The sequence below is a fragment of the Amycolatopsis sp. NBC_00355 genome (genome assembly GCF_036104975.1).
Taxonomy (GTDB): domain Bacteria; phylum Actinomycetota; class Actinomycetes; order Mycobacteriales; family Pseudonocardiaceae; genus Amycolatopsis.
In genome coordinates this window covers 9,215,190-9,231,913 of record NZ_CP107982.1, presented here as the reverse complement: position 1 = coordinate 9,231,913, position 16,724 = coordinate 9,215,190, and the positions used below count along the sequence as shown (strand labels likewise).

The window sequence follows — 16,724 nt, the reverse complement described above, 5'->3', positions numbered from 1 at the left end:
GAATACGCCCGGCGGGATCGCGCCGCGGCACCTTTCGCAGGCACCGTTCGCGGCCGCCGTGGAGCACTACACCAGCGGCGATGTCGGCTGGTAGCCGCGGAGAAACCGGGTACCGCCTTCGCCGCCCGCGCGCGTGGCCACCACGACGGGGAACGGGAGCAGCACCAGGGTGACGAGCAGCGCCACCACGCACAGCCCGACGAGGAACCCGTCGTCGTTCTTCTCCTCGGACGTCCGGACGTGCGCGGGATCCGCCGGGTCGTAGACGACGGTGACCACTTCGCCGGCGACGTACTTCCGGCCCGAGTCCCGCGCGATCTCCGCGGTGCGCGACTCCCCCGCCACGGTGTAGCCGACGTCGAGCGTCGGCGTGCCGCGCGCCGGGTCCCGGACGCTCAGCACGACCCCGCCGGTCCGCGCGCCCGTCGCCAGCAGATCGGCTTGGCCGAGGTCCAGCGCCGACAGCCCGAGGACACCCGCCGCGAGCACGACGTACAGCGCCACGGCGAACCCCCAGGCGAGGCGGACCGGCTTGCGGGGGCGCGAGGTGCCGTACCGAGGCCGTCCGGCCGGCTTCGACGGGCCGGCGGGCACCGTCGTGCCGCCGGCGGGCCGAGGCCGCAGCCGCGCCATGAAGACCGCGACCACGATCACCGCGAGCGAGCCGCCGAGCACGGCGAAATCGGCCGCGAGTTCCCCGTCTTCGAACTCGTAGCGCGAGACGAGCAACGACCACGCCGTGCCCGTTCCGAAGGTCACGAACGCCGCCGCGCCGTACGCCGCCGCGATGAGCCACGCCGTGCGCCACCGCCCCGGCGCCCGAGCGCCGCGTCTCCCCACCTCACCAGCCTACGGTTTCGGCCGGCGGCGCGGGACCGGCGTCCAGCGGAAGGTCTCGGCCGACGCGGTCATCAGCTTCGGCCGGTCCCGCCACGGCGGCTTCGGCAGGATCAGGACCGTGAACGCGGAGCCGTGCCCGCCGATCAGCGCGGGCAGGTCCGGCAGCTCGGCCAGGGCCAGCGCGGAGAAACCCAGGTCGCAGGTCCGCAGCCGGATCAGGCTGCCGTCGGCGAACTTCACCGCCACGGTCGCCCAGGTCTGGCGCCGCCGCACCGGTCCGAGCGTCACGGTCGCCGGCCGCCAGCCGGTCCGCTGCGCGGCTTCCGCGCGCCGGTACCAGCGGACGCAGTCGAAGAGGGCCGGCCCGGTGAAGGGCAGGAAGAGGAGCATCGGCGTCACGGGTTCGCCGCTGATCAGGAGGCTGAAGAGGACCACCGCGGTGCACAGGACCGCGACGACGGCGACGATCGTCGCGCGGCGGAACCGGCGGGCGACCAGGGTCGTGGCCCGGCCGGCCCCCTCGACCGCCCGGCCCGGTGGCAGCCACTCGGAGAAGTCCGGCATCACGCCTCCCACCGGGGAGTGTCCGACGTGGACGGAAGCCACCACGTCGAGGTCGCCGCGGTGAGCCGGGCGATCTCGGCGCGGCGGCTCCCGGGACCGATGCCGGGCCCGGAGGACCCGCACCCGCCGGGCCACGCCGAGCGTCGCCGGCGCTGCCGCACCAGCTCCCGGTGGTCGCGCACGGCCCGCACCCTCGTCCCCATCCGCTCAGCGTAGAGCGAAAAACCCCAGGTCGGAGGGCGATCAGAAGCACAGCGGACGCGGGCAACCCGGCGGGCCCGCCGAGCGTGCAAGGGAGCAGGTCCGCCGCCGTCAGCGGGACAGCAGCAGCGCGATCAGCGTCAGCACACCCGGCACGACCTGCACGAACAGGATCCGATTGTTCGCCGTCACCGCGCCGTAGATGCCGGCGATGATCACGCAGACGATGCCGTAGAGCTTCAGCTGGAAGCCCGTGGGGTCGCTCGCGATCAGGCCCCAGACCAGCGCGAGCGCCAGGAAACCGTTGTACAGCCCCTGGTTCGCGGCCAGCGGCGCACTCTCTTTGGCGAACTCCTCGGTGGTCCCGAACGCCGCGCGGGCGCGCGGGGTGGTCCAGAGGAACATCTCCAGGACGACGATGTAGACGTGGATCAGGGCGACCAGCCCGACCAGGATGTCGGCGGCGATCTTCACGTGGTGTGCTCTTTCTCGTCGGCCAGGAGCAGGCGCTCCTCGGTGTCGAAACAGGTGTGGGTGCCGGTGTGGCAGGCAGGGCCGGTCTGGTCGACGCGCAGCAGGACGGTGTCGCCGTCGCAGTCGATGCGGACCTCGCGGACGTGCTGGTAGTGCCCGGACGTCTCGCCCTTGACCCACAGCTTCTGCCGGCTGCGGGAGAAGTACGTGCCCCGGCGGGTGGACAGGGTCGCCGCGAGGGCGTCGTCGTTCATCCAGGCCATCATCAGCACGTCCGAGGTGGCGTGTTCGACGACGACCGCGGCGATCAGGCCGTCGGCGTTGCGCTTCAAGCGCGCCGAGACGCCCGCGTCGAGGGTCATGCTTCGGCTCCCAGCAGGTGCCGCTTGAGCGGCATCGAGTTCAGCAGGACGAACGCGTAGCCGTACCCGAAGAAGGACAGGCCGGAGAACACCTTGTTGAACCACAGTTCGGCGCCCAGCAGCAGGAACGCGTGCAGCAGCGCGAACACCACGGTGACGACCAGGCCGCCGACGCGGGCGCTGCCCATCTTCACCGCCAGCCCGGTGGTCACGACACCGCCGAGGATCAGGGCGAGCGCGGGCGTCCGGTAGATGGCCAGGCTCGAGCCCGCGCTCAGCACGGGGATCAGGTCGAGCAGGGCCCACGCCACCGGCAAGCCGATCAGCAGGGCCGCGACGACCTTGACCTCGACGGGGGCGCGCCAGGACTTCATCGGACCTCCACCCCGCCGTCGCGCAGCGCGGTCTTGACCTCGCCGATCTTCAACTGTCCGAAGTGGAACACACTGGCGGCGAGCACCGCGTCCGCGCCGGAGCGCACGGCGGGCAGGAAGTGCTCCAGGGCGCCCGCTCCCCCGCTCGCGATCACCGGCACCCGCACGGCCTTGCGCACCAGTTCGATCAGCTCGAGGTCGAAGCCGTTCTTGGTGCCGTCGGCGTCCATCGAGTTCAGCAGGATCTCGCCGACGCCGAGCTCTTCGCCCCGCGCGGCCCACTCGACGGCGTCGATGCCGGTGCCGCGGCGGCCGCCGTGGGTGGTGACCTCGAACCCGGACGGCGTCGCCTCGCCGCCCTCGGGCACGCGGCGCGCGTCGACCGACAGCACGATGCACTGGGCGCCGAACCGGCGGGAGGCCTCGTGGAGGAACTCCGGCCGGGCGATCGCGGCGGTGTTGATGCTCACCTTGTCCGCGCCGGTGCGCAGCAGCCGGTTGACGTCGTCGTTGCTGCGGACGCCGCCGCCGACGGTCAGCGGGATGAACACCTGCTCGGCGGTGCGGCGGACGACGTCGTAGGTGGTCTCGCGGTCGCCCGAGGACGCCGTGACGTCGAGGAACGTCAGTTCGTCGGCTCCCTCGGCGTCGTAACGCCGGGCCAGCTCGACGGGATCGCCGGCGTCGCGGAGGCCGGCGAAGTTGACGCCCTTCACGACCCGGCCCGCGTCGACGTCGAGACAGGGGATCACCCGCACCGCGACAGACATGGTCACCAGCGTAGTCAAGGGCGTTCTAAGCTCGGGCAATGGCACAGGCGGGGCGGCGGCCGGGGCAGACGGAGACGCGGGAGAAGATCCTCGACGCGGCCCGGCACCGGTTCGCGGAGCTGGGGTACGACGGAGCGACGGTCCGCGGGATCGCCGCCGACGCCGGCGTGAACGCGGCCCTGCTGCACCACTTCTTCGGCAGCAAGCAGCAGCTCTTCGCGGCCTCGATGAACCTGCCGGTGAACCCGGCCGACCTGGTCCCGGCGATCCTCACGGGCCCGCGCTCGGGCGTGGGCGAACGGCTGGCGCGCGCCTTCCTGGCGATCTGGGCGGCACCCGAGGGGCGGACGCCGTTCCTCGCGATGCTGCGCGCCGCCGCGACGAACGAGCAGGTCGCGCTCATGATGCGCCAGTTCATCGAGCGCACGGTGCTGGCCGAGGTCGCCCGCGCGCTGGACGTGCCGCCGGTGCGCGTCACCGGGATCGCCGCGCAGATGATCGGCGTCGCGCTGCTGCGGTACGTGATCAAGCTGCCCCCGCTGGCCGAGGCGGACGACGAGGAGCTCGTCGCGCTGCTCGCGCCGGTGGCGCAGTACTACCTCGTCCCGGCACCCGGCGGGTTCGCCCCGGCCACCCCCGCCTAGCTCGCCCGGGCGCGCCCGCCGCTCGCGACCACCCGCGTCACCGGACGAAGATCCGCGGCACGCTCACCCTGGGCGGTGGCGCGATCCGCGGGACCCGGGCGATCTCCGGCGGCACCCGGAACGTGTCCGGCGGCGTGTAGCCGTGCAGTCCGTAGTCGCGGGTCCCGTAGGCGCCCAGGCCGTGGTCGTACGGGTACCGCAGGCTGTAGTAGTCCGGCGGTGGCAGCCGCAGCGGCTCGATGTCGGGCAGGGTGAGCTTCAGCCTGCCCGACGGGTCGTACACCGGCGGTGGCCGCCGCGCGTCGATCGCCTCCGTGACCTTCCGGTCCAGCTCGCCCGGGCCGTTCCGCAGCACCGACACGGTCGTCGCGAACGTGCGCGCCAGGTCCTCCGCGTGCGCGGTGGCGTGCGCGACCGGCTTGCCGACGTCCGTCTGGCGGACCAGGTCCGCGGCCTCGCGGTCGACCGCCGCGCCGAGGTCCTGCGGGGCGCGCAGCACCAGGTCGGCCAGGCGGTCGTACGCCCGGGCGAGCCGGTCCTGCAGGCCCTTGTCCGCCGCCTCGACGAACGCCTGCACCAGCGGGTCCAGGAACGGGACGGCGTCCGTCACCGGTTTCGCGAGCGCCGCGATCCGTTCCGTGGCCACCTTCTCGACCTGCAGCGTCACCTTCTTCCGGCTGTCGGCGACCAGGTCGATGCCGGGCGCGGCCGGCCGCGCGTCGACGACCGCCCGCGCGGCTTCGACCTGCTCCGGCGTCACCTCACCGGGCGCCGCCCGGCCGGTGGCCTCGACCCGCAGCTCCGGCCCGATCCCTTCGGCCTTCTCCGCGCTCACGGTCTCCGCGCGGACGGCATCGTCGACCGCCGGCAGGCTGATGTCGTACGGCTTGGCGCTCGCGGCACTGCTCCGCGCGGCGTCGACCAGTTCCGGCAGCTGCGTGCCCCGCGTCGCGAGCGCGTCCCGGTAGGACTGCGGGAACGCCGCCTCGACCTTGTCGTACAGCTTTCCGGCGACGCGCTCGGTCAGGCCCGCCTCGATCTTCCGCGTCACCTCGGCGTAGCCCTGCTGCGCCACCTTGAACTTCACCTGCAGGTCCGTGGCCGGCACGCCCACCTGCATGCCGAACAGCGTCAGCGAGGCGAGCGTGGCCAGCCCGGCGGCCGCCGGGCCGCTGTACTTCGTGTAGAAATCCGCGGCCCGCCCCAGCCCGGCGGCGGTGCGCCCGCGCCACGGCCCGGCGTCCCGGCGGGCGAGCAGCAGGCAGGTCAGCAGGTAGACGCCGATCAGCACGGCGAACACCGAGAACTCACTGAGTTTCAGGTGGTCCGAGAAGAACCTCGACACCGCCTCGAAGAACCGCTGCAGTGAGATCAGCCAGCCGACGCTCGACGTGTCGCCGAACCACCGCAGGTACGCCGAGAGCAGGAAGTACCCCGTCGCCGCGACGCCGATGGGCACGAGGTAGAGCACCCCGAACGAAGCCAGGTGGTACCGGAACCCCGGGCCCTCCCGCACCTGCTCGGCCGTGAACCGCCGCGTGTAGCCGCGGCCGAACCGCACCAGCCCCCAGACCACGCCCACGACCAGCGCGAACGGGCCGACCGCGAAAGCCGCCACGAGCACCACCGAGACGGCCGGAGCCGCCCGCCACTTCCCCGCCGTCATCTCCCCCTCCGTTCTGTCCGGTTCAGGAAAGCACGGCCCCCCGACAGGTTTTCCGAGGCGATCTCCGGCACCGCCGAAGGCCGGGAACACAGCGGAACCGGCACTCACCCGGACTCGTGAACGACGGCGACCGGGGCACCACACAACCCGCCCGACATCTGCCGCTCTGTGACAGACAAAGGTCGCGAACTGGGCCGAACCGGTGAACTCCGTCACTAAAGAAACTTCCCGCCCGCGTGCATCAACTCGGCCGTCCCGGACGTCCATGAAGGTGACAGGCGGGCGAAGGGACGTACGTGGGCTTCGAAGAGTTCGTGGCGGAGCGGCTGGACGGGCTGCTCCGCTACGCGACCGTCCTGACGAACGACCCGCACCTCGCGCAGGACATCGTCCAGGACGTCCTGCTGCGCGCGCAGCAACGCTGGGACAGCATCGACGCCCCGCCGACGTACGTCCGCCGGATGGTCACCAACGAGTACCTGTCGTGGCGCCGCCGGGCCGTGCGGCGGATGGTGCCGAGCAGCCACGAGGTCCTCGACGCCCTTTCGCCACCCGAAGCCGATCCCGCCACCGCCTACGACGAGCGGGACGCGATGCTCGGCCTGCTCGCCACGCTCCCCCGCAAGCAGCGCGCCGCGATCGTGCTGCGCTACTACGAGAACTACACGGACGCCGAGATCGCCGCCGTCCTGCGCTGCGGCACGTCCACCGTGCGCAGCCAGATCTCCCGTGCCCTGGCCACATTGCGCGAGGCGCCCCAGCCCGAGCCCGTGCCCCTCACTGCGTCCTTCAAAGCAGGAGCCCCCGAATGACCCGCAGCGACCACGAGACCGAGACGCTGATCCGGGAGAGCCTCGACCGCCTCGCCGCCCGCGCGCCGGATAGCCACGCCGTCCGCGACGCGCTCGCGGACGCCCGGCGCCGCCGCCCGGTCGCGCGGCTGACACTGGTGGCGGCCGCGGTGGTCGTGCTGGTGGCCGGGGTCTTCGTCGGCGCGCAGGTGCTCACGAGCCCGCCGGACCTCGAGCCGGCGGCGGGCCGCCCGGTGCTCGGGTACACCCCAGGCTGGCTGCCCGACGGCTTCACCGAGCAGTACCGCGAGGGCGGCCCGGGCATCGCACCGCAGGTCCGGCGGTGGTCCGCCGGACCGGCGGAGATCACGCTGTCGGTGTATTCGACGGCCGATCCCGAGTGGTCGGGGCCCGTGCCGAAGGTCGCGTCGGTCCAGGACCAGATCGTGGTGCACGGCCGGATCGCCATGGTCACCGGCGACACCAGCACCGCCGCCCTGCTCACCTGGACGGCCGACGACAAGCACGTGCTCACCGCCCGGGTCGGCGGGGTGCCGGACGCCCGCGCGGTCGCCCAGCGGATCGCCGAGTCGGTCCGCGCGACCCCGGTCGGCGTCCGCGGCGAACTGCGGTTCGGGCCGCTGCCGGCGGGGCTGGCGGAACGCTCGGCCGTCGTCCGGGGTACCGGGCCGGACGACGCGAGCACCGAGCTGACCGCGGCCGACCCGGCCCGCCCGTCGGTCCCGGCCGTGACGGTCGCCGTCGGTGCCGGCTCACCGGGGATCGGCGGCGCCGCAACGATTTCCGTACGCGGCGGCGGGGGGTTCTACTCGGCGCCGAAGGCCGGCGAGGCCGCGCTGGTCGCGGTCCGGCTGCCGTCCGGGCGCTGGCTGACGGTGTCCGGGCCGCAGCCGGAAGCCGTGCTGGTCGCCGTCGCGGACGGCGTCCAGCTCGACCCCTCGCCCGACTACCGCTGGCTCGGCCGGCCTACCAGCTGACCATCGGGAACCAGATGATCCCGAGCCGGCCGAGCACGCGCACGTCCCAGTAGAGCAACGTGAACGTGCCGCCGACGAGCAGCGCCGCGCCGGTCACGGCGGCGATCCGGCCCGGCTTGGCGGCCAGCCAGCGCTGCACGCGCCCGCCCGTCGCGTGCGTCAGGAGCAGGAACAGCACGCCCATGATCACGATGTTGCCGAGCGACTGCAGGGCGAACGCGGCGGCGCCGTAGAAGACGTTGTGCTGCTCGGCGGCGCTGCGGAACATGATCCGGAACAGCGGGTACGGCCGGCCGATGAGGAAGCCGCCGATCAGCGCGCCCATCAGGACCAGGGGCGCGGCCGGGTGCCGCCGGGTCAGCGCGCCGATCGGGTTGCCGATCACGCCCAGCGAAGCCAGGCCCAGCACCAGGAAGGCCAGGCCGACGACGCCGAACGCGACCATCGACTGGATGCTGCGCGGCGTCAGCCCGCTGGCCGGCGCGGTGTCGAACTGCGGCATCCGCGTGCCGACCAGCGCGACGATCACGCCGTAGACGATCGACACGGTGAGCATGCCCGCCGCGATCCAGCCGAGTGGCTTGAGCGTGGTCGCGAACCGCCGTTTCCCGCCCGCCTCGCCGCCGACCAGCGGCGCGACCGCGCCGAACGCGGCGATGTTGCACGCGGTGAACGAGCCGGCGAGCCCGGAGACGAACGCGAACAGCGTCCCGGCGAGCACGCCGCCGATCGGGGTCGCCTTCGCGTCGTAGCCGAGCAGGGTGTTGGCGACGCTGTCGCCGATGACGGAGTCGACGAACGGCGCCGACCAGAGCGCCGTCAACGCGAACCCGGCCAGGACCGCGAGCACCAGGACTCGCGCCCGGTGGACGGGATACGGTCCCGAGCCGAAGAAACCCGCCTGCGGATGAACCGGAACCTGCTGTGTGACGGCCATCTACACCCTCCAGTGTGCGGGAGAAACCCAGCCCACAAATCGTTGCAGGTGACACCCCTGACGCGCTTCTGCCGTTGTGCGGCTCCGGGTTCGGCCGGACGCCCCCTTGACCGCGGGAACTCGCCGGGCTCAGAATTAAACGCATGACTAATTCTGCCCTTGAAGTCGCCGGCCTGCGGGTCCGCCGGGGCGGCCGGCCGGTGGTGCGCGACGTGAGCTTCGAGGTGCCGCGCGGCGCGGTCACCGGCCTGCTCGGCCCGAGCGGCTGCGGCAAGACGACCCTGATGCGCGCGATCGTCGGCGTGCAGCTCGTCGAAGCCGGCACCGTCACCGTGCTGGGCCTGCCCGCGGGCAGCCCGCCGTTGCGGCGCCGGATCGGCTACGCGACGCAGAACCCGGCGATCTACGCGGACCTGACCGTCCGCGAGGCACTGCGCTACTTCGCCGCGGTGCTGCGCGCCCCGGCGTCCGATGTGGACCGGGTCATCGGCGAGGTGGGCCTGGCCGGGCACGCCGGGAAACTCGTCGGCTCGCTCTCGGGCGGCCAGCACAACCGCGCGAACCTCGCCGTCGCGCTGCTCGGCCGGCCGGAGCTGCTGGTGCTCGACGAGCCGACCGTCGGGCTCGACCCGGTGCTGCGCGACGAGCTGTGGGCGCTGTTCCGCCGGCTCGCCGAAGGCGGCGCGACGCTGCTGGTGTCCAGTCACGTCATGGACGAAGCGGCGCGCTGCGACCGGCTCCTGCTCATGCGCGAAGGCGTCCTGCTGGCCGACGGCGCACCGGCGGAACTGCGGCAGCGGACCGGCACCACCGACCTCGAGCAGGCGTTCCTGCGGCTCGTGCGGGTGGCGTCGTGAACCCCGCGCTGACGCTCGCCACCACGCGGCGCATCCTGACCCAGCTGCGGCACGACCCGCGCACCGTCGTCATGCTGGTCCTGGTGCCGACGCTGCTGATGATCCTGCTGCGGTTCGTGTTCAACTCGGCGCTCGTGTTCAGCCACGTCGCGCCCGCCCTGCTCGGCGTCTTCCCGTTCCTGATCATGTTCCTGATCGCGTCGATCACGACCCTGCGCGAGCGGACCACCGCCACCCTCGAACGGCTGATGACGCTCCCCATCGGCCGTCTCGACCTGCTTTTCGGCTACGCGCTGGCGTTCGGCGCGATCGCCGTCGTCCAGGTGGCGCTCGCGGCCGGCGTCTCGCTGTCGTGGCTCGGCCTCGACCTGGCCGGGTCCATCGGGATGCTGCTGGTGATCGCCGTCCTCGACGCGCTCCTCGGGATGGCCCTCGGGCTGTTCGTCAGCGCGTTCGCGCGCACGGAGTTCCAGGCCATCCAGTTCATGCCGGTGTTCGTGCTGCCGCAGATCCTGCTGTGCGGGCTCTTCGTGCCGCGCGAAGACATGGGCTGGGTGCTGCGGTGGGTGTCGGAGGTGATGCCGCTGTCCTACGCGGTCGAGGCCCTGAACCGCGTCACGGCTTCGTCGACCGTGGACGCGGTGATCCTGCGGAACCTGGTGGTCGTCGCCTGCTGCGCGCTGCTGGCACTGGTCCTCGGCGCGGCGACGCTGCGCCGCCGGACGCCCTGACTACCGTGGGCGCATGGCATCCGAAACGGACCGGCTCGCGGCCGAGCGCTACGTCGTCCTGACCACGTTCCGCAAGGACGGCCGCGCCGTGCCGACCCCGATCTGGGTCGCCGGCAACGGCGGCGAGCTCGTCTTCAACTCGGTGCGGGACGTGGGCAAGGTCAAGCGGATCCGCAACAGCGGCCGCGTCGAGGTCCAGGCCTGCGACCTGCGCGGCAAGAAGACGCACGGCGCGGTCGTGAGCGGCCAGGCCCGGCTGCTGGACCTCGACGAGACCCGGCGGGTCCAGCAGGTGATCGGGCGCAAGTACGGCGTCTTCGGGCGGGTGTCGATGTTCTTCTCGAAGCTGCGCGGCCCGGCGGACCGGACGGTCGGGATCGCCGTCAAGCTGAGCGAGTGAAGCCGCGGAACCCCCGCCGCAGGTAGTTCGGCAGGGCGTTCGGGTGATCGAGGGTCGAGGTGTGCAGCCAGACCCGGCGCGCGCCCGGCACGGTCCACGCGGCCGCGACGACGAGGGTGAGCGCGTACCCGCCGAGGCCCTTCCCGACGAACTCGGGCAGCAGCCCGAACGTCGTGATCTCGACGTCGTCGCCGGCCTGCGGCTCGAAGTCGGCGGCGCCGGCGACCACCCCGCGGTACTCGACCAGCCGGTAGCGCCGGTGCGGCTCGGCGAGCCAGCGCGCCCAGTCGTCGCCGGTCCGCTCCGCGCTCGGCCACCGGTACGGCGTCCCGATCCGGACGTGCAGGTCGCGGATGAGCGGCGACGCCTCGACGGCCCGCAGGGTCACCCCGTCGACCGGCGGCGCCGGGTTGAGCTGGTCGGCCGCGGTCATCTCGAGCTGGGTGACGATCTCCTCCACCGCGGCAACCTAGTGGTTCGAAGCGCCGCTGTCAGCCACTTTTCGGCGTCAACCGGCCGCGCGCATCGCCGCCGCCATGGCCGCCGAGTCGTGGTCCGGCCCGCAGCCTTCGACGATGACCAGGTCGCCCGGGATGTGGTCGGCACGCAGGCGCAGGATCGCCTGGTAGGCAGGCGAGTCGTACCACTCGTGAGCCACCGCGACGCTCGGGAACCCGATCACCACGAGCGCGCCGGGCCACTCGCCTTCCAGCACCCGCACGTCGGCGCCGTGCACGACGAACTTGCCGCCGTAGGGGTCGAGCGTGGCCTGGATGCGTTCGAGGTACTCGAAGACGTCCTCGTGCAGCACTTCGGGCGGACGCAGGTGCGCGATTCCGTAGGCGGTCATCGTGGTCCTTTCGTTGTCCTGAAAGGAACTCTGCCCGCCCGCGCGCACCGCGTCGATTACCCCGAAGGTAATCCTCAGACCTGCGCGACCGCCGCCAGCGCCTCGGGCAGCGTGAACGCGCCCGCGTACAGCGCCTTGCCCACGATCGATCCCTCGACGCCGTCCGACTCCAGGCCGGCCAGCGCGACCAGGTCGTCCACACTGGACACGCCGCCGGAGGCGATGACCGGGGCGTCGGTGCGGGCGACGACCTCACGCAGCAGGTCGAGGTTCGGGCCCTTCAGCGTGCCGTCCTTGCTCACGTCCGTCACGACGTAGCGGGACGCGCCGTCGCGGTCGAGGCGGTCCAGGACCTCCCACAGGTCACCGCCGTCGGACGTCCAGCCGCGGGCCGAGAGCCGGTGGCCGGCCTCGGTGATGCGGACGTCGAGGCCGATCGCGACGCGGTCGCCGTACTCGCCGATCACGCGCGCGGTCCACTCCGGATCCTCGAGCGCGGCGGTACCGAGGTTGACGCGGCGGGCGCCGGTGGCCAGCGCGGCCTTCAGCGAGGCGTCGTCGCGGATGCCGCCGGAGAGCTCGACCCGCACGTCGAGCCGGCCGACGACCTCGGCGAGCAGCTCCCGGTTGCTGCCCTTGCCGAACGCGGCGTCGAGGTCGACCAGGTGGATCCACTCGGCGCCGTCGCGCTGCCAGGCCAGGGCGGCCTCCAGCGGGCTGCCATAGGAGGTCTCGGTGCCGGCCTCGCCCTGGACGAGTCGCACGGCCTGGCCATCGGCCACATCAACGGCGGGAAGCAGCGTGAAAGTCACGCCGGTAACTCTAGGGCGGAGACCCGGGTCACCCGGTCAGAGGGTCGCGAGCCAGTTGCGCAGCAGCCGCGCACCGGCGTCGCCGGACTTCTCCGGATGGAACTGGGTCGCCCAGAGCGGCCCGTTCTCCACCGCCGCGACGAAGTCCTCGCCGTGGTTGGCCCAGGTGACCTTCGGCTCCTGGCCGGGCAGGCCCGACTCGAGCTCCCACTTGCGGTTGGCGTAGGAGTGCACGAAGTAGAAGCGCTCTTCGGGATCGAGGCCCGCGAACAGCTGCGAGTCCGCCGGCGCGCGCACGGTGTTCCAGCCCATGTGCGGCAGGACGTCGGCGTTCAGCTTGTCGACGACACCCGGCCACTCTCCGGTGCCCTCGGTCTCCTCGCCGTGTTCGACGCCGCGGGAGAAGAGGATCTGCATGCCGACGCAGATGCCGAGCACCGGGCGGCCGCCGGCGAGGCGCTTGCCGATGATCCGGTGCCCGGCCACCGACAGCAGCCCCTCCATGCAGGCGGAGAACGCGCCGACGCCGGGCACGACCAGGCCGTCGGCTTCGACGGCGGCATGCGGGTCGTCGGTGACCTCGACTTCGGCCCCGGCGCGCGCCACAGCGCGTTCGGCGGAGCGGAGGTTGCCGGAACCGTAGTCGAGAATCACCACACGAGACACGCCACCCAGCGTAGCCGCAGGGCTCAGCGGCGCTCGAACGAATAGACGTCGGTCACCGTGTTGCACGGTGCCGGCGGCACGACCTCGACCCGCAGGACCCCCGTCGGCGCGTCGTAGTCGACGCCTTCCGGGGTGAACGCGCCGGTGCAGGTGCTGGCCAGCGGCACCTGGCCGAGCTCGCGCACCTTCGCCGTGACGTCGTGGCCGTTCAGCGGCCGGGCCAGGTCGACCTGCAGCAGCTGCAGGTTCGTCGGGTACAGGTCGTTGTCCGGATCCGACGTCGCGCAGACCAGGCGCGTCGAGCTGACGAAGTCGCAGCCCTGGGCACTGCGGATGTGGTGGTCGAGGTGGATCCGGGCGGCGATCGGCAGGTCACCGGCGACGCGCGGGGCACGCGGGTTGAGGAACGGCGTCGGCGAGACGTAGAGCCGGTCGATCTCGCCGAGCGGGCCGGAGACCAGCCACTGACCGTCGGGAGTGGCCGCGACCTGGGCGTTCGCGTTGGCGGCGGGCTCGTCGGCCTGCAGCGGGTGGACGAACTCCGTGGTCGTCCCGTCCGGCTTGGTGACCAGGTACATCTTCTTGGCCGGCGTCGGCGTGACGGTGTCCTGGTAGACGTCGAAGACGTAGCCGCGCAGGGAGTCGGGGTCGCCGACGTGGCCCCAGCCCTCGTCCTTGAGCGGCTGCGGGATGGTCGCGCCGTTGCGGAAGACGGTCTCGGCGGCGTGCCCGGGCAGCCGGAGCGTCGTGATGCCCTCGCCGCTGACCCGGTTCTCGGCGGTGGTGTGGCCGACCTGGCGCCAGGGGTTGCCCTGAGCGGCGGCGATCCCGGTGCCGCCGAGCAAGGTCGTGGTGGTCAGGGCGAGCAGACTTGCCGTCCGCAGTGCGCGCATGTGCGCTCCTCAGGAGTGGAGACCACGGCGGCGGCCACGCGATTCTGCCATGGGTGGGCGACGCGCCGGAAGAATCTTGAAGAGCGACGTTTCGGTGTCCCGCTCGCTGGGTATCTAGTCACCCGATCGCGGGAGGGGTTCCTCGCGCGCGCCCGGACGCCAGGAGGCGGAGATGGCCGAGAACGATGTGCTGTCCCAGATGCTCGACGCCTGGCGCGACGACGTCGAAAGCGTGCCGTTCCCCCAGTTCAGCGAACTGCTGATCCCGCGCCAGCAGGTCCGGCGGCGGCCCGAGCGGCGCTGCACCGCGCGTCCTTCTGTCGCCCGCGTGACGAACGCCACGCAGGGGACAGACGCCTGACTGTGGTTTCCTGCGGGGACCGCACCGACGCGTCCCCTTGGAGCCCTCATGAGCCGCACTCCGGATCCGCACGACTTCCTGGACCTCGACGCCGGGCTCGCCGAGGAGGAACGCGCCATCCGCGACGCCGTGCGCGCGTACGCGAAGGACAACCTGCTGGACCGCGTCGCCGGCTGGTACGAGACGGGCGCGCTGCCGGCGTCCGAGCTGGCGAAGGAGTTCGGCTCGCTCGGCCTACTGGGCATGCACCTGGAGGGCTACGGCTGCGCCGGCACCAGCGCGATCGCCTACGGCATCGCGTGCCGTGAGCTGGAAGCCGTCGACTCGGGCCTGCGGAGCTTCGTGTCGGTGCAGGGCTCGCTGGCGATGTACGCGATCCACAAGTGGGGCAGCGAGGAGCAGCGACAGGAGTGGCTGCCGCGGATGGCCACCGGCGACGCGCTGGGCTGCTTCGGCCTGACCGAGCCGGACGCGGGCAGCGACCCGGGCGCGATGCGGACCCGCGCGGTGCGCGACGGGTCCGACTGGGTGCTGTCGGGCACGAAGATGTGGATCACCAACGGAACCGTCGCCGACGTCGCGGTCGTCTGGGCCCAGACGGACGACGGCATCCGCGGCTTCGTCGTCCCGACGTCGACGCCGGGCTTCACGGCGAACGAGGTCAAGCACAAGCTGTCCCTGCGGGCTTCCCTCACCGCCGAACTGGTCCTCGACGGCGTCCGGCTGCCCTCTTCCGCCGTGTTCCCCGAGGTCCGGGGCCTGCGCGGGCCGCTGTCCTGCCTGAACGAGGCCCGCTACGGCATCCTGTTCGGCGTCGTCGGCGCGGCGCGCGCGTGCTACGAATCGGCGTTGGAGTACACGCTGTCCCGCTCGCAGTTCGGCAAGCCGCTTGCCGGGTTCCAGCTCACGCAGCGCAAGCTGGCCGACCTGGTCGTCGAGGTCAACCGCGCGGGTCTGGTGGCCCTGCAGATCGGCCGGCTCAAGGACAGCGGGCAGCTGCACCACAACCACGTCAGCTTCGGCAAGATGGCCAACGTGCGGTCCGCGATCGAGGTCGCCCGCACGGCGCGGACGATGCTGGGCGCGAACGGGATTTCGCTGGAGTACCCGGTGATGCGCCACATGGCCAACCTCGAGACGGTGCTGACGTACGAGGGCACCGAGGAGATGCACGCGCTGTCGCTGGGCCAGGCCGTCACGGGGCTGGCGGCGTTCCGCTGATCCTTTTTGTCGGTGGTGCCGGGTAGCTTTCGCCTCGTGACTTTCACCGAGTACGAAACGGTCCTGGAGCTGCGGCGCTACACGCTGCACCCAGGGCGTCGCGACGAGCTGATCGAGCTGTTCGAGCGCGAGTTCGTCGACCCGCAGGAAGAAGCGGGCGCGCACCTGTTCGGCCTGTTCCGCGTGCCGGCGTCCCCGGACGAGTTCTTGTGGCTGCGCGGATTCCGCTCGATGGAGGCTCGGAAGGAGGCGCTGGAGGCCTTCTACTTCGGCCCGGCGTGGAAGGCCCACCGCGAGGCGGCGAACGCGACGATGATCGACTCGGACAACGTCCTGCTGCTGCGCCCGGTCCTTCGCGGCCTGACTTCTCCGCCACCGGGCTCGGAGCTGTACCTGTCTCTTCCGGCGCAGCCTTCGGACGCCTTCGCGGTGTTCGAGACCGAGCCGTCGCCGAACAACTTCCCCCAGCTGCCGGTCCGGTCGGACGGCCCGTTTTCGGTGTCGTTCAGCCGCGAGCCCGCGGGAGAGCTGCTGGAGCCGACGGCGCGGTCACTGCTCCGCTGAGAGCAGCTCGGTGAGCCCTCTGGGGTAGAGGATCTTGGTCCCGTCGCGGAAGTCCGCGAAGTCGACCCATCGCGCGGTGGCGTCGTCGTCGAGAATCTTGAACTCGTCCCGGGCATAGAGGGCGGGATCGGCGAACTCGGCGTCGAACATGAAGGCGATCTCGTGCCCTCGGCGGCCTCGCCAGGTGTAGACGTTCTCGAGGACACCGACCCGCTCACCGACCGTCACCTCCGCGGCGAGCTCCTCGACGAACTCGCGTCTGAGGGCCTCCTGGCTGGCCTCGCCGAACTCGATCCCACCCCCGAGCGGCCGGTAGAAGGTCTCGCCCTTGAGTTCGTCGCGCCCTTCGAAGACGAGCAGCGCGTCACCCCGCCAGATGACCCCGAGCGCGATCGGCCGAATCGTGGACGCCATGCCACCCACGCTATCGGCCCGGCGTTCCCGAAGCACCACCCGACAGAGCGCCCCCACCGAACCGGCAACCAGCACCCCGGCGGCCAGCCAGGCCCACCCGGCCCCGAACACCCCGGCACCAGCGACCACCACGATGCCCACAGCAGGCACCGCCCAGGGCGAAACCCCCATCACCACCTCGTCCCACGTTGTCGACTGGGCCTGAATGCTGGCCTAACATGGTCCATTCCTGGAGGGCGGGGTGAGGCGGATGCGCAAACTTCGACTCGTCCTCGCCGGCAGCTTGCTCGCCGCGATGTTCGGTCAGGAATTTCCCTCGACCTCGCACCCCGGG

Annotated in this window: 24 protein-coding genes; 9 read left to right on the top strand and 15 right to left on the bottom strand. The window is 72.1% G+C overall.

The genetic code is table 11. The features are described 5' to 3' along the window. Nucleotides 1–66: 66 nt before the first annotated feature. From OHS18_RS42895 to hisF, 7 genes are all read right to left on the bottom strand, one after another. On the bottom strand, nt 67–840 hold the full coding sequence (locus OHS18_RS42895; protein ID WP_328614657.1) for a DUF3592 domain-containing protein: 774 nt from the start codon (nt 838–840) through the stop codon (nt 67–69). Between the two features lie 9 nt (nt 841–849). Continuing rightward, nucleotides 850–1,404, bottom strand: a complete 555-nt coding sequence (locus OHS18_RS42890) for a hypothetical protein (RefSeq protein ID WP_328614656.1) — start codon at nt 1,402–1,404, stop codon at nt 850–852. Further along, the gene (locus tag OHS18_RS42885; protein WP_328614655.1) at nt 1,404–1,607 is read right to left on the bottom strand and encodes a hypothetical protein; all 204 of its coding nucleotides are present in this window, start codon (nt 1,605–1,607) and stop codon (nt 1,404–1,406) included. The genes OHS18_RS42890 and OHS18_RS42885 overlap by 1 nt, the downstream gene beginning before the upstream one ends. A 109-nt stretch (nt 1,608–1,716) precedes the next feature. Then, nucleotides 1,717–2,079: a DUF1304 domain-containing protein gene (locus OHS18_RS42880; RefSeq protein WP_328614654.1), complete on the bottom strand. Its 363-nt coding sequence runs from the start codon at nt 2,077–2,079 to the stop codon at nt 1,717–1,719. Next, a complete protein-coding gene (gene hisI / locus OHS18_RS42875) occupies nt 2,076–2,441 on the bottom strand; it encodes a phosphoribosyl-AMP cyclohydrolase (RefSeq protein WP_328442982.1) in 366 nt (121 codons plus the stop codon). Before hisI ends, OHS18_RS42880 begins: the two co-directional genes overlap by 4 nt. Further along, a complete protein-coding gene (locus tag OHS18_RS42870; protein ID WP_328614653.1) occupies nt 2,438–2,815 on the bottom strand; it encodes a hypothetical protein in 378 nt (125 codons plus the stop codon). Before OHS18_RS42870 ends, hisI begins: the two co-directional genes overlap by 4 nt. Continuing rightward, nucleotides 2,812–3,585, bottom strand: a complete 774-nt coding sequence (gene hisF, locus OHS18_RS42865; protein ID WP_328442984.1) for an imidazole glycerol phosphate synthase subunit HisF — start codon at nt 3,583–3,585, stop codon at nt 2,812–2,814. Before hisF ends, OHS18_RS42870 begins: the two co-directional genes overlap by 4 nt. A 38-nt stretch (nt 3,586–3,623) precedes the next feature. Between hisF and OHS18_RS42860 the strand changes: the two genes are divergently transcribed. Continuing rightward, on the top strand, nt 3,624–4,229 hold the full coding sequence (locus OHS18_RS42860; protein WP_328614652.1) for a TetR/AcrR family transcriptional regulator: 606 nt from the start codon (nt 3,624–3,626) through the stop codon (nt 4,227–4,229). A 37-nt stretch (nt 4,230–4,266) separates the two neighbouring features. On the opposite strand, the gene OHS18_RS42855 is transcribed toward OHS18_RS42860, so the two are convergent. Continuing rightward, nucleotides 4,267–5,895 carry a hypothetical protein gene (locus tag OHS18_RS42855; protein WP_328614651.1) on the bottom strand — a complete coding sequence of 543 codons (1,629 nt, stop codon included), beginning with the start codon at nt 5,893–5,895 and terminating at the stop codon, nt 4,267–4,269. A 296-nt stretch (nt 5,896–6,191) separates the two neighbouring features. Between OHS18_RS42855 and OHS18_RS42850 the strand changes: the two genes are divergently transcribed. Together OHS18_RS42850 and OHS18_RS42845 are read left to right on the top strand one after the other, a co-directional pair. Next, nucleotides 6,192–6,707: an RNA polymerase sigma factor gene (locus OHS18_RS42850; RefSeq protein WP_328442987.1), complete on the top strand. Its 516-nt coding sequence runs from the start codon at nt 6,192–6,194 to the stop codon at nt 6,705–6,707. Next, the gene (locus OHS18_RS42845) at nt 6,704–7,684 is read left to right on the top strand and encodes a hypothetical protein (RefSeq protein WP_328614650.1); all 981 of its coding nucleotides are present in this window, start codon (nt 6,704–6,706) and stop codon (nt 7,682–7,684) included. The genes OHS18_RS42850 and OHS18_RS42845 overlap by 4 nt, the downstream gene beginning before the upstream one ends. Here OHS18_RS42845 and OHS18_RS42840 read toward each other — a convergent pair. Further along, entirely contained in the window at nt 7,674–8,621 is a 948-nt protein-coding gene (locus OHS18_RS42840) for a hypothetical protein (RefSeq protein WP_328442989.1), read from the bottom strand. The genes OHS18_RS42845 and OHS18_RS42840 overlap by 11 nt on opposite strands. Before the next feature lie 143 nt (nt 8,622–8,764). Here OHS18_RS42840 and OHS18_RS42835 point away from each other — a divergent pair, with 143 nt between their 5' ends. From OHS18_RS42835 to OHS18_RS42825, 3 genes are read left to right on the top strand one after another with little or no spacing between them, the layout of a single operon-like run. Next, nucleotides 8,765–9,478: an ABC transporter ATP-binding protein gene (locus OHS18_RS42835; RefSeq protein WP_328442990.1), complete on the top strand. Its 714-nt coding sequence runs from the start codon at nt 8,765–8,767 to the stop codon at nt 9,476–9,478. Next, nucleotides 9,475–10,209 (top strand): ABC transporter permease, encoded by a 735-nt coding sequence (locus tag OHS18_RS42830; protein WP_328614649.1) that lies wholly within the window; start codon nt 9,475–9,477, stop codon nt 10,207–10,209. Before OHS18_RS42835 ends, OHS18_RS42830 begins: the two co-directional genes overlap by 4 nt. 13 nt (nt 10,210–10,222) lie before the next feature. Beyond that, on the top strand, nt 10,223–10,609 hold the full coding sequence (locus OHS18_RS42825) for a PPOX class F420-dependent oxidoreductase (RefSeq protein ID WP_328614648.1): 387 nt from the start codon (nt 10,223–10,225) through the stop codon (nt 10,607–10,609). Here OHS18_RS42825 and OHS18_RS42820 read toward each other — a convergent pair. The 5 genes from OHS18_RS42820 to OHS18_RS42800 form a co-directional block, all read right to left on the bottom strand. Further along, the gene (locus OHS18_RS42820; protein WP_328614647.1) at nt 10,593–11,069 is read right to left on the bottom strand and encodes a GNAT family N-acetyltransferase; all 477 of its coding nucleotides are present in this window, start codon (nt 11,067–11,069) and stop codon (nt 10,593–10,595) included. The genes OHS18_RS42825 and OHS18_RS42820 overlap by 17 nt on opposite strands. Nucleotides 11,070–11,117: 48 nt before the next feature. Next, the gene (locus OHS18_RS42815; protein WP_328614646.1) at nt 11,118–11,459 is read right to left on the bottom strand and encodes a DUF1330 domain-containing protein; all 342 of its coding nucleotides are present in this window, start codon (nt 11,457–11,459) and stop codon (nt 11,118–11,120) included. Between the two features lie 74 nt (nt 11,460–11,533). Further along, nucleotides 11,534–12,271, bottom strand: a complete 738-nt coding sequence (gene priA / locus OHS18_RS42810) for a bifunctional 1-(5-phosphoribosyl)-5-((5-phosphoribosylamino)methylideneamino)imidazole-4-carboxamide isomerase/phosphoribosylanthranilate isomerase PriA (protein WP_326955040.1) — start codon at nt 12,269–12,271, stop codon at nt 11,534–11,536. 36 nt (nt 12,272–12,307) lie between these two features. Continuing rightward, nucleotides 12,308–12,928 carry an imidazole glycerol phosphate synthase subunit HisH gene (gene hisH, locus OHS18_RS42805; RefSeq protein ID WP_328618678.1) on the bottom strand — a complete coding sequence of 207 codons (621 nt, stop codon included), beginning with the start codon at nt 12,926–12,928 and terminating at the stop codon, nt 12,308–12,310. Nucleotides 12,929–12,960: 32 nt separating this feature from the next. Next, a complete protein-coding gene (locus OHS18_RS42800) occupies nt 12,961–13,830 on the bottom strand; it encodes a hypothetical protein (protein WP_328614645.1) in 870 nt (289 codons plus the stop codon). 172 nt (nt 13,831–14,002) lie between these two features. Between OHS18_RS42800 and OHS18_RS42795 the strand changes: the two genes are divergently transcribed. The 3 genes from OHS18_RS42795 to OHS18_RS42785 are packed head-to-tail and all read left to right on the top strand — an operon-like array spanning nt 14,003 to nt 15,976. Next, the gene (locus OHS18_RS42795) at nt 14,003–14,191 is read left to right on the top strand and encodes a hypothetical protein (RefSeq protein WP_328614644.1); all 189 of its coding nucleotides are present in this window, start codon (nt 14,003–14,005) and stop codon (nt 14,189–14,191) included. A gap of 48 nt (nt 14,192–14,239) precedes the next feature. After that, nucleotides 14,240–15,412 (top strand): acyl-CoA dehydrogenase family protein, encoded by a 1,173-nt coding sequence (locus OHS18_RS42790; protein ID WP_328614643.1) that lies wholly within the window; start codon nt 14,240–14,242, stop codon nt 15,410–15,412. 36 nt (nt 15,413–15,448) lie between these two features. Further along, nucleotides 15,449–15,976: an NIPSNAP family protein gene (locus OHS18_RS42785; protein ID WP_328614642.1), complete on the top strand. Its 528-nt coding sequence runs from the start codon at nt 15,449–15,451 to the stop codon at nt 15,974–15,976. On the opposite strand, the gene OHS18_RS42780 is transcribed toward OHS18_RS42785, so the two are convergent. Continuing rightward, nucleotides 15,962–16,531, bottom strand: coding sequence for an NUDIX hydrolase (locus OHS18_RS42780; RefSeq protein ID WP_328614641.1), 570 nt, complete (start codon nt 16,529–16,531; stop codon nt 15,962–15,964). The genes OHS18_RS42785 and OHS18_RS42780 overlap by 15 nt on opposite strands. Nucleotides 16,532–16,724: the final 193 nt, after the last annotated feature.